General features: G+C 31.5%; 8 protein-coding genes. 1 reads left to right on the top strand and 7 read right to left on the bottom strand.

What is annotated here, in order from left to right:
- Nucleotides 1-23: 23 nt before the first annotated feature.
- Complete coding sequence (locus CPJCM30710_RS01740; RefSeq protein WP_212902446.1) at nt 24-3,326, top strand: glycosyltransferase; 3,303 nt, start codon at nt 24-26, stop codon at nt 3,324-3,326.
- A gap of 256 nt (nt 3,327-3,582) precedes the next feature.
- Here the strand turns inward: CPJCM30710_RS01740 and pckA are convergent, their stop codons facing one another.
- From pckA to CPJCM30710_RS01705, 7 genes are all read right to left on the bottom strand, one after another.
- Nucleotides 3,583-5,187, bottom strand: a complete 1,605-nt coding sequence (gene pckA, locus CPJCM30710_RS01735; RefSeq protein WP_212902445.1) for a phosphoenolpyruvate carboxykinase (ATP) — start codon at nt 5,185-5,187, stop codon at nt 3,583-3,585.
- A 38-nt stretch (nt 5,188-5,225) separates the two neighbouring features.
- The gene (locus CPJCM30710_RS01730) at nt 5,226-6,314 is read right to left on the bottom strand and encodes an Ldh family oxidoreductase (protein WP_212902444.1); all 1,089 of its coding nucleotides are present in this window, start codon (nt 6,312-6,314) and stop codon (nt 5,226-5,228) included.
- 193 nt (nt 6,315-6,507) lie between these two features.
- The gene (locus CPJCM30710_RS01725) at nt 6,508-7,215 is read right to left on the bottom strand and encodes a carbonic anhydrase (protein WP_212902443.1); all 708 of its coding nucleotides are present in this window, start codon (nt 7,213-7,215) and stop codon (nt 6,508-6,510) included.
- Between the two features lie 165 nt (nt 7,216-7,380).
- Entirely contained in the window at nt 7,381-8,349 is a 969-nt protein-coding gene (locus tag CPJCM30710_RS01720; RefSeq protein WP_212902442.1) for a 2-keto-3-deoxygluconate permease, read from the bottom strand.
- Between the two features lie 96 nt (nt 8,350-8,445).
- Complete coding sequence (locus CPJCM30710_RS01715) at nt 8,446-9,618, bottom strand: NAD(P)-dependent malic enzyme (RefSeq protein WP_212902441.1); 1,173 nt, start codon at nt 9,616-9,618, stop codon at nt 8,446-8,448.
- A 310-nt stretch (nt 9,619-9,928) separates the two neighbouring features.
- Nucleotides 9,929-10,636, bottom strand: coding sequence for a response regulator (locus CPJCM30710_RS01710; protein WP_212902440.1), 708 nt, complete (start codon nt 10,634-10,636; stop codon nt 9,929-9,931).
- On the bottom strand, nt 10,614-12,212 hold the full coding sequence (locus tag CPJCM30710_RS01705; protein WP_212902439.1) for an ATP-binding protein: 1,599 nt from the start codon (nt 12,210-12,212) through the stop codon (nt 10,614-10,616). Before CPJCM30710_RS01705 ends, CPJCM30710_RS01710 begins: the two co-directional genes overlap by 23 nt.
- Nucleotides 12,213-12,420: the final 208 nt, after the last annotated feature.

Raw genomic sequence — 12,420 nt, 5'->3', positions numbered from 1 at the left:
TTATAAAGGAGGACACTTAGTTTATGTATTATTATGAGAGACAACCAGGCTTAGTAAGCGTTGTAATTCCAACTTATAATAGAGCTCAGTATATATGCGATGCATTAGATGGCCTAAAAAAACAAACTTATAAAAATATCGAGGTAATTTTAATTGATGACTGTTCAACTGATGATACTGAAGACGTTATTAAAAAATGGAGTGAAGAAAACAGAAATGTGTTCGCAGATTTCATCTATTTAAAACTACCTAGAAATCGGGATGAATGGTGGGCTTGGAATATAGGTTTTTATTTAGCTAAAGGTGAATATATTGTAATTCATTCTTCTGATGATATAAGTAGTGAAGATCGCATAAAAAAACAAGTGGATTATTTAATAAGTAATATTGATACTGCTGCAGTAGGTTCGAGCTATAAATCATTTAATGAAAATATAGATAATATAATAGGAGTTGCTGAGTGGTTAATCTATGACAGCGACTCAATAGAACGAAGTTATAAGGAAAAATTCGAACACTGTGTATGCTCTGGGACACTTATGTTTAGAGCAGATATACTAGACACAATAATTGGTTTTAAAAAAGTTACCAATAATCTAAATGATTATTATCTCATAGAAGACATCATAAATAACGATTACGTTATATCTAATATAAATGAAAACTTATACTATGTAAGAGAACATGAGGGACAGAAAAGCAAAAAATTAGAAGATGCTAATAAAATAACTGATGGTAAGTACTTACCAGAAGCATTAAAAACTATAGAAAGCATGGTTTCTACTGTAATCGTACTAGAAAATGAATTAAATTCTATAATTGATATATTAGATAGTATTGCTTATCAAACCTATAAAAATATAGAATTGATTATCATTGATAACACATTAGATAATAATATACAAAATACAATAAACGAATGGTGGTTTAATAAAAAGGATAAAAAAAATGTAGCTATTAAGGAATTTATTTATTTTAAGCTTCCAAGAATAATATCGTATCCTTGGACCTATAACATTGGGGCTTACTTAGCTAAAGGGGAATATATAGCATTTCATGGTGAAGATAGAATAAGTAATAGAGGGAGAATACAAAAACAGGTTGAATATCTTAACGAGAACTTTCTTACTAGTGTGGTTGGTACAAACTTTGGTGGTGGGTCTAATTTTGTTAAGTATGACGAGGATATTGAGTACAGCTATATAGTTGATTATATGCCCTGTGTAAACATTAATACTATTATGTTAAGAACTCGTATTATAAACGAAACAGGAGGACTAAATAGAAAAATATTAGGAAGAGAATCTTTTGAGTTTATCTATAGACTTCTAAACAAGGGCCATAGAGTCCAAAATCTTAGAGAAGTGCTTTATGATGAACCACTTTCTGATGAACCAAAAGAAGAAATACAAACACTCCCGTTAGTAAGTATTATTATGCCAGTGCATAATTGTGAAAAGTATATAGTTGAAAGTATCAATAGTATACTTAGTCAAACTTACAAAAATCTGGAATTGATAATAGTAGATACTGGTTCAGATGATAGAACTTATGATTTAATTGATCAAATAAAAGACGAGAGGATAAAAGTAATACGGACTAGTTCAGATAAAGGACTAACTTATGCATTTTTTAGTGGATTAAAAGTTTCATCTGGTGATTTTATAACTAGGCATGATCCAGACGATACGAGCACTGAAAATAGAATTAAAAATCAGGTAGAATATTTATTGTCAAATAAAGATCTCGATATGGTTTCATGTTTAATTAAATGTACTACAGATGTTCAGAAGTATAAAAAAGCTTGTTTGTTTATAGAGCGATTGCAAAATTATTATGTAGATTCTAAAACTATAGAAAAGGCTATTTTAGGTGATTTCATACCAATAGTTTTCCCAACGCTTTTAATACGTAGGGAATTAATTAATAAAATTAACGTTCCAGAAGAACCCGAAGAATTCGATGATCAGATTGGACTTTTATTAGAGCTTCTAAAACAATCTAAAGTAGAGAAAATTAACAAGATATTATATAACTATAGAAGGCATGATAAAGCATATCATTTAATCAATGAACAACAATACTATAATTATACTATTGAATCAATTGCTGCAAGTGATATAAAAGGCCATATAATTTATAGAGAATTTATTATTAAAAAACCTGAGAATATAAGTAAATTAAATAATGAAAGCTCGATTAGAGTATTGATATTAGTTGATGCTCTTAATCTAGGTGGAACTGAAACTCATGTGTTACACTTAGTTAAAAAACTTATAGACATGGGAATTTATGTGGTAGTGGGAACTAGTGGGGGACCTTTAACAACTCTGTTTCAATATAATGGAATAAAGATATTTAAAATACCTTTAAATACAGAGCATATGTCTAATAAAAAACTATTCAGCTGTATTAAGTTAGTTAAAGAGATAATAGATACGGAAAAGATTAACTTATTGCATGCCCATTTATTTACAAGTATGAGTATAGCAAGCGAAATCAATAAGAGATATAATATTCCTTATGTAACAACAATTCATGGATTATTTTATCCCAATGATGTGTTATTTAACACATGCTTCAATACTAATGCAATTATTCCAGTGAGTAAACCTGTAGAAAGACTACTTGTTAGAAAATTAGGCAATCAAGTAAAGAGTAAATTATTTGGTATAGCCAACGGAGTAACTTTAGAAGATTATACTAAAGAAACAGTCAAAACTAATATTAGAGAAGAATTAAATATTGCTCCAAATGATTTAGTAATAACTTATTGCAGCAGGTTAGCATGGCAAAAAACATTTGCAGCTGAGAGTTTTATATTTGGGTTCAATAAATTAGCAAATAAATATGATAATATACACGCTATTATTATTGGCGATGGAGACGGAAAAGAAATGCTGCAGAGAGAGGCAAATATGTTAAATAGCTGCTTAGAAAGAGATGCATTTCATGTTGTTGGTGCGAAACACAATGTAATTGATTATTATATGATAAGCGATATTGTAATTGGTACCGGAAGAGTTGCATTAGAAGCAATGAGTTGTAAAAAACCTGTAATAGCCATCGGTAATAGTGGTTATGTGGGAATTGTTAGTGAACAAAATAAGGATATTCAGTGGCAAACTTACTTTGGAGACCACGACTCCATAAAAGAGCCCGATCCACTGAGCCTTTACGAGGATATGAAATATCTAGCTACAAATTATTATAAAAGAATAGAAATTGGAAATTGGGGCAGACAATGGTGTGAAGAAATGTTTAATATAGATAAGGCTGCAAACAGAACGCTTTCGGTTTATAAACGAATTTTAAATAATAGCTAATATAGTAATATAAACAGAAAAGAGGATATCCTAAAAGGCAATTATCAATTACCTTTTAGCGATAACCTCTTTTATTGGCTGTCATTTCACAAAAAGTGAAATCTAGCTGAAGGTTAATAGGCCTGATGCCTGCTCAGTTTTATTTTAATTTATTATTATCCTTATCTGTACTTTGTTATTCTGCGTCTATTATAATTTGGGGGAATTATAAAGACATATTAATCATGAGAAAAACTTTATAACTTTTTTATAAAACTTAAAAGTTAGTTACTGCGACCTCTTGCACAGATTGTATATTATCTGAATTAGGTCCTGCTTGAATAATGTTCTCAGGTATATTTTTAAACTTCTTAAAGTTATTTTCAAATTTTTCAGCTAATTCTTTAGCCTTAACATAGTATTCAGACTTATTTCTCCAAGTATTCTTAGGATCTAGTATTTCATTAGGAACACCAGGACAATAAGTAGGAACTTGAACTTTAAATATTTCATCTTCGACATAGCTAACATCTTTCAAATTTCCCTCAAGTGCAGCACTTACCATAGCTCTTGTATAGGATAATTTAACTCTTTGTCCTACTCCATACGCTCCACCTGACCATCCTGTGTTTACTAGGTATACATCAACATTATTTTTTTCTATTCTTTCTCCTAATAATTTTGCATAAACTGTTGGATTCAGAAGCATAAATGGTTCACCAAAACAGGATGAAAAAGTTGCTTGAGGTTCTTTAATACCTCTTTCAGTACCTGCAAGTTTACTTGTATATCCAGACATAAAGTGATACATTGCTGCTTCTTTACTTAACTTTGAAATAGGAGGTAATACTCCAAAGGCATCTGCTGTTAAAAATATTATTGTGTTAGGCTGAGAACCAATACCAGTAGCTTCAATATTATCTATATAATGTAGTGGATATGCTGCTCTTGTATTTTCAGTTAAACTATCATCATCATAATTAAGTGTTTTATCTTTATTTAATATAACGTTTTCAAGAACAGCTCCAAATTTTATTGCTCCGTATATCTCTTTTTCATTTTCAGCTGAAAGCCTTATTGTTTTTGCATAACATCCACCTTCAAAATTAAAGATGCCTTCATCACACCAACCATGCTCATCATCTCCAATAAGCCTTCTATCTGGATCTGATGAGAGTGTTGTTTTTCCGGTCCCTGATAACCCAAAAAATACTGCAGTATCGCCTTCAACTCCTATATTTGCTGAACAATGCATAGGAAATACCCCTCTACTTGGAAGAATGTAATTCATTATTGAGAACATACATTTTTTTATTTCACCAGAATATAAAGTACCTCCAATAAGAACAAGCTTTTTATCAAAATTAACTATTATGAATGCTTCTGAATTAATTCCATCTAAACTTCCACGGGCTTTAAATCCTGGAGCACATATAATTTTAAAATCCGTCTGATAATCATCAAGCTCATCACTTGTAGGTCTTAAAAACATTTGGTTAGCAAAGAGAGCTTGAGAGGCATATTCACTAATTACTCTAACACCATTACGATAGGTATTCATTGCACCTACAAAACCATCGAATACAAATAAATCTTTTTCACAAAGGTAATTTATTACCTGATTATACAGTTCATCGAAGATGATTTCTTCTAGAGGTTCATTTATTTCCCCCCAATTTATTTTATCTTCTACGCTCTTTTGTTTTACTATAAATCTATCCTTTGGTGATCTTCCTGTATATTTTCCGGTATGGATTACAAGTGCTCCAGAGCTAGATAAAACTCCTTCCCCTCTCTTAACAGCTAATTCTACTAAATCTGATACAGGTAAATTTCTATATATTTTTTTATTACCTTTAAAATTCAAACAGTCCAAGTTCATTTTTTAAAATACCTCCTAGCTAATATTTATTGGAATTACTATATTTCCTTTAAGTAATCATTCACTGACAAATCAAGATAATTACACATATTTCGAATTTCCTCTAAGGTATTTTCATTTACTAATATTCCATTAGCTAGTCTATCATTATATGCTTCTATTTCTTTCTCACCATGGGTGTATATCCTGTCTTGCCCTTCAGCTTTATCTGAATCTCTTAGTTCTTGTAAGTACTTAGACATACCAGCTTCTATTACCTTTTTATCACCAAAGATGCCATAATCTACTGCAAAGAACCAATGACATGTTCCACCAACGTTGTTCATATGAGTATAATTTGCAGTTAATCCACCAGATAAGATTGCTGTAAATAATTCAACTGAAACTCCTAATCCATAGCCTTTATGGCCTCCAAATTCTTCTGAAGAACCACCTAACGGAACTATTCCTCCACCAAGTTTATTTTGTATATTATATAGTACATCCTTAGCATCTGAAGAGTCAGCTCCCTTACTATCTAACGCCCAACCTAATGGAAGAGCTTCTGCTCTTTTATTGTAAATTTCAAGTTTGCCTCTTGTAACTACAGTTGTAGACATATCTAAAAGAAATGGATATGGTTCTGCAGGCATTGCTATAGCAATTGGGTTGCTTCCCATCATTGCTGCTTTCCCAAAAGTAGGAACTTGGATAGCCTCTGAATTAGTCATTGACATTCCAAGTAACCCTTCCTGTGCAGCCATTCTTGCATAATATCCAGCGATACCGTAATGATTTGAATTTCTAACTACAACCATTCCCATACCTAAGTTCTTTGCTTTTTTAATAGCCATTTCCATAGATCTTTTACCAACTACTTGTCCCATACCTTGGTGAGCGTCGATAACTGCTGATACTGGAGTTTCATGAACAATTTCCATTTCTGCATGAACTTTCATCATTCCACTTTTGATTCCTTTATGGTAACGAACTAATCTTTGAACTCCATGTGACTCAATTCCAAATAAATCAGATAATAGCAATACATCTGTAATAGTTTCCCTATCTACCTTAGAAAATCCAAACCTTTGAAAAGCTACATTACATAATTTCTTTAAATCCTCATATTTATACCTTGAATACCCCATTTTTTCCTCCTATTTTTCTTTAAAATTTTAAATAGTATTTTTTGATTTTTAAATCATTGATATAATATTACCAACAAACTGAAAACCTTTAAATATTATGTGTTTTTTTAATGTATTTTGGTAATAAAGAAAACTTTGTAGTTAATTTAACAAAACCAGTATCTATAGATATACAACTTAAATTGTTTAAAAATCAACCATACTTTGTGTCATTCATTTGTTTTAAATTATCATTAAAAATTTCTAGAAATGTAACCTCTCCAGTAGCCATGCTATATTTTACTGGAATCACATCAACATTCCCATTACTTTTCAATTCCTTTATTACGGAATTTTCCAAAAGTTTATTAACTGAATACAATATATTCTCATCTTCAACTTTTGAAGCAATTTCTTCACCTTTAATATTCTTATAGTTAGCCTTTACATATTTAACTACTGGATCAATATTACTTGTAACTGCTTTTATATTTGGTGAAACCTCCCCCCCATCAACAGCAGCCTTTACTGCCCCACATTTATCATGTCCAAGAACAATAACTAATGGCACATTAAGTAACTGTACTGCATACTCAATGCTGCCAGATACAATACTATCAACTACATTTCCAGCATTTCTAACTACAAATATATCTCCTAATCCTACATCAAAAATTAATTCAGGTGAAACTCTAGAGTCTGAACAAGTCAAAATTGCTGCAAATGGATATTGTCCATTTGTATAAAGCTGTGAAAGAACTTTTAAGGATATATCTTTATTTGCAAGTTTTCCACTTACATACCTTTTATTACCTTCAATAAGAATCTTTTTTGCTGTATTAGCACGAATTATCACTTTGTCTCTACTGCCTATGATATTTCTAATATTTTTTGCATCTTCTTCATACAATATATTTTTCATAAAAAACCTCCTAAATAATTATTCATAAGATTGTCCTCTTAACAACTTTGTATTTCTATAGGTCAATTTTTTCTATCATAGACTTTAATAAGTTATACAATTTACTTATAAAAAGAAAGAGATGAATATTTTTTAATCATCTCTACTAATTTTAAAATTTCTAAATTAGGCTACAGCTTCTACCGCATTAGCTGCAGATTTAGCCTTAATCTTTTTATCTAAATAATCTACAAGCATTGGACACAATATTGCAGTTATTATAATTGAAGTTGCAATTTGAGCTGTAGCAGTTTGTAAATATGGTTTTAATGTTGCGTCTGCTGTAACTATAGCTAATGGAGTTGCTAATTGATTTCCAGCTGTATTTCCAATAGCTGCTGTAACTCCTGCATGATATCCAAATAGACGATGTACAAAGTATCCTGCAAATCCTGAAATTACAAGAACTAGTAGACCTAATATTGCTCCTGGTGCTCCAGCTTTAATAAGATTTATAAAGTTCATGTTTGCACCTAAAGCAAATGCGAAGAAAGGAATTAAAGTATGTTGTCCATGTCCTAAAAACTTTTTCATACCTGAATCTAAGTTACCAAGAATAAATCCAACTATAACTGGTACGATAACAGCTACCATTGAAAGAATAGGAATGTTTGCTAATCCACTAGCACCTAAAGCTATCATTGTAAAGAATGCTCCACCACTTAAAGCTATGATTGCTCCTGCTCCAACGTCAGCTGCATCTCCATATTGATCTGCAACTGCTACATAAAGACCTGTATTAACACTTGAGAAAGCTGACATCCAAACCATTGGAGTTATTCCAAGTATTCCTGCTGTTCCAAACATTTTACCAACTGTTATAGCTATGATTGCACCTATAATAAATTTAGTAATAAGTGAAATAAATCCTCTTTTAATTGGAAGTCCTGCTTTATTAAAAGCAATTTGTGATCCCATACAACATAAGAACATACCGATTAATGGTTGTGCACCTTTTTTGAATAATTCTTCAGTAAATCCACCGATTTCTAAAGCATGCGGAAAAAATGTGTTTATAGTTGCTCCGAAAAGTAGAGGAACTACCATCATTCCACCAGGAACCTTTTTCATAAAATTATAAATTGGTACTTTCATTGTTAATACCCCCTACATTTAAACCTTTACAATTTAGTGATTTATATTTGTCTAACCCTTATTCACTAAGGGCTAGACATTACTCCTTTTAAAACCTTATATTCTAGCAACACCTGTTTCTCTTGCTGCTTTAGCTACTGCTTCAGCTACCTTTGCTGCTATTTCTTTATCTAATGCAAATGGAATAACATTTTCTGAGTTTAATTCTTCTTCTTTAACTACATTAGCAATTGCATATGCTGCTGCTATCTTCATTTCTTCATTTATTTCTTTTGCTCTAACATCTAATGCTCCTCTGAATAAACCTGGGAAAACAAGAACGTTGTTTATTTGATTTGGGAAATCTGAGCGTCCTGTACCCATTACTTTTACTCCCGCTGCCTTAGCTTCGTCCGGCATAATTTCTGGAGTTGGGTTTGCCATAGCAAATACAATAGCATCCTTATTCATTGTTCTAACCATTTCAGGTTTTAAAATCCCTGGAGCTGAAACTCCGATGAATACGTCTGCTCCAACTAATGCATCAGCCATAGTTCCTTGAATATTATCTGGATTTGTTACTTCAGCTAAAGCCTTCTTAGCGTCGTCAATGTTTTCAATACCTCTATAAAGTATGCCCACCTTATCGCAAGCGATTAAGTTCTTAACTCCTGTTGAAAGTAAAAGTTTAGCTATTGCTGTACCTGCTGCTCCTGCACCATTTACAACTACTTTTAAGTCTTCGATTTTCTTTCCAACTAGTTTAAGTGCATTAATTAATCCTGCTAAAACTACTATAGCTGTACCATGCTGGTCATCATGAAATACTGGTATGTCTAATTCCTTCTTAAGTTTTTCTTCTATCTCAAAACATCTTGGTGCTCCGATATCTTCTAAGTTTATTCCGCCAAAACCTGGAGCTATTAGCTTAACAGTTTTTACTATTTCATCAACATCTTTAGTATCTAAACATATTGGAAAAGCATCTACACTAGCAAACTCCTTAAATAGAATAGCTTTACCTTCCATTACAGGAATTCCAGCCTTTGGACCTATATCTCCTAATCCTAGTACTGCTGTTCCATCTGTAACTACTGCTACAAGATTTCCTTTTGAAGTATATTTGTATACGTTTTCTTCGTTTTCATGAATCTTTCTACATGGCTCTGCAACACCTGGGCTATACGCCAAACTTAGATCATCTCTTGTTTCAACTTTGATCTTTGATATAACTTCAACCTTTCCCATACTTCTTTCATGTAGTTTTAAACTTTCTTCAAAATAATTCATACCTCTCATCCTCCTCAAAGTGTTGTTGTTCTTTATGACTTAATGATATCAGCTGGAGCTTATTTTTAAAATATTCTGTAAATTTAAAATGCATTTTGTTTTTTTAGTTTTCTTTGTATAAATTTTAACAACATACTTTAAGCGCCTAACCAAGCTTGAGTAGGCGCCTAGCCTACCTACATTGAGTCAGATTTTACTACACAAAATGATGGCAAATAAAAATAAGGAATTCGTATATAAACGAATTCCCGTTGATCTAAAAATATTACCCTAAACAGTTGTCATAAATAAACTACTAACTAATCTATATTTATGGTGATAGTGTCGTGTCGACTATCCTATATCTGTGTTGAGGTCTGCCAACTTTTCCATATTCAATTAACTTTGTTAATCTTCCTTCTTTGTCCATATACTCAAGATACTTTCTTACCGTAACTCTCGCTATTCCAAGTTGTTCAGCTAAATCTTCCGCGACAAAATATTCATCACCTTTTTTTTCTATTGCATCCCATATACTAGTATAAGTATACTTATTGAAGCCTTTTTCTAGTAAATCTGTATTTCCTTTCTTTACATCCGCTGTATTTTTACTGCTTATTATTAATTTATCTAATTCCTCTTGTTCAATAGTCTCGTTCTTCTTAAAGCGATCATATCTTTCTTTAAATAGAAATAATGCTTCCTTAAATCGCTCAAAAGAAAAAGGTTTTATTAAATAATCTACAGCCCCAAACCTAAAAGCTTCTTGTACACTTTCCCTACTTTTATCTGCTGTTATAAGTATTATGTCTATTATTTTCTCTTCCTTACGAAGCCATTTTAAAAAGTCTAATCCACTTTCCTTTGGTAGGTAAACATCAAGAAGTATTAAATCAATCTTATTTTTAGATACAAACTCTTTTGCTTCCTTTAAATTACTAGCTGCCTTTGCTAAAGTAAAACCATCAACTTTTTCTAAAAATCTGCTATTTATTTCCCTTACCATAGGATCATCTTCAACAATCATCACTTTTATCATCCTGAACGCTCCCTCCCATTGGAATATCAATATACCACGCAGTACCATTATTTACTTCAAAATTGATAGTACCCCTAGCTTCATCTACAATGTTTTTTACTAAATACATGCCATAACCTCTTTGCCCTTCTTTACTCGAAACTCCCATTTCATATATGTGTGGAGCAATGTCCCTCCTAATTCCTCTACCATTATCCTTTACAAAAATTTTAAGCATATCATTTTCCTCATAAATTTTTATATAAATTTCACCACTACCATCATTTTTTACTTCATCTAAAGAATTTTCTAATATATTTCCAACCAACGAAACTAATTCTTCAGAGGTTATATATTTAGGGAGTTTTTTAAGTGATGAATTTTCATCAATAATTAACTTAACCCTTGATTCTTCTGCTCTACTATACTTTGCAAGAAGTAGTGCAGCTAATGATATATCTTTTATTTTTTTTGTGACTATAGTGTTTATATTTTTTCTTTCATCAGCAACATTATTTATAAACTTAAGAACTTCTTCGTACTCTTCTAGCTGTATTAACCCAGAAATAGTATGGAGCTTATTCATAAATTCATGATTTTGAGCTCTTAGTGACCATGTCATTTTTTTAATACCTGTAAGCTCCTCAGCTAACTTTCTTACTTCTGTCAAATTCCTAAAATTAATTAAAATACCAATCAGTTTATTCTTTTCATTCCTTAAAGGAGTGAACTTTGATATTATACTCACCCCAGGTCTTACCTTTACCTCAATATTTTCTATAGGTTCCCCATTTCCTAGAGCATCTTCAATTATGTTACCGTATACAAAATCAGTAATACCTCTCCCAATATCAGACTCTTCAAGTCCTAAAATAACTCCTGCTTCTTTATTAAAAAGAGTTATCTTTCCTTGTTCATCTACACAAATAATTCCCTCTTTAATCGTTTCCAACACTGTTTCTTTTTGCTTCAAAATAAGCGTTATTTCCTCAGGTTCAAGTCCTAAAATAGTTTTTTTGATATTGTATGATAATAATATGGCCCCCCAAACTCCTAAAGCAAGTCCTAATACAATAAAAGGAATAAACTTTTTCATTCTTTCGTTTATTTGATTATAATAGTTCTCAGCAATTATCCCAATACATACTGCACCAACCTGCTTACTTCCCTCATAAATGGGAGCAAACACTCTAAAGGAAGGGCCAAAGCTTCCTTTTCCCATGGAAACGTATTCTTCACCTTTAGTCAAAGCTGCCTTTTCGTCTCCACCTTCAAACCTTTTCCCTATCTTTTCTTTTATAGGATGAGTTTGTCTTATCCCTTTCATATCCATAACAACTATAAATTGAACACCTAGTTTTTGCCTTAGCTTTTCTATTTCATTGTTAAGGATTTCATTTGATACGTTATCGCTTGTCCCAAAATACTCTTTAACAACATAATTTTCTGCAATTGAATTTGTTACATCTAACATATCCTTGCTAACCTGTGTTTCAAGCAGGTTTCTCATTTGGTAAAAGGATAAAATAGTGATACTTCCTATAGAAAGCATTAATACACCAATAAAAAGACAAATGATCTTTTGTTGAAGCTTCATTATTGCTCCTTTCCATATTAATTAAAATACCCATTATTTTTTTACTTAAAGATAAACAACTTAGAGTTACTAGGTAGCCTATATATAGTAGCATATCTAATCAATTATAAGCTTATTAGTAAGCATATTTTAGGGCTATCCCGTAGGTAGCCCTTTTCTTGCCTTTTAATTATATCACTTAAAATTAAGTTTATCCAAATAAATACGA

It is taken from the genome of Clostridium polyendosporum (assembly GCF_018332455.1).
Taxonomy (GTDB): Bacteria; Bacillota; Clostridia; order Clostridiales; family Clostridiaceae; genus Clostridium_AY; species Clostridium_AY polyendosporum.
This window is presented reverse-complemented; position numbering and strand designations above follow the sequence as displayed.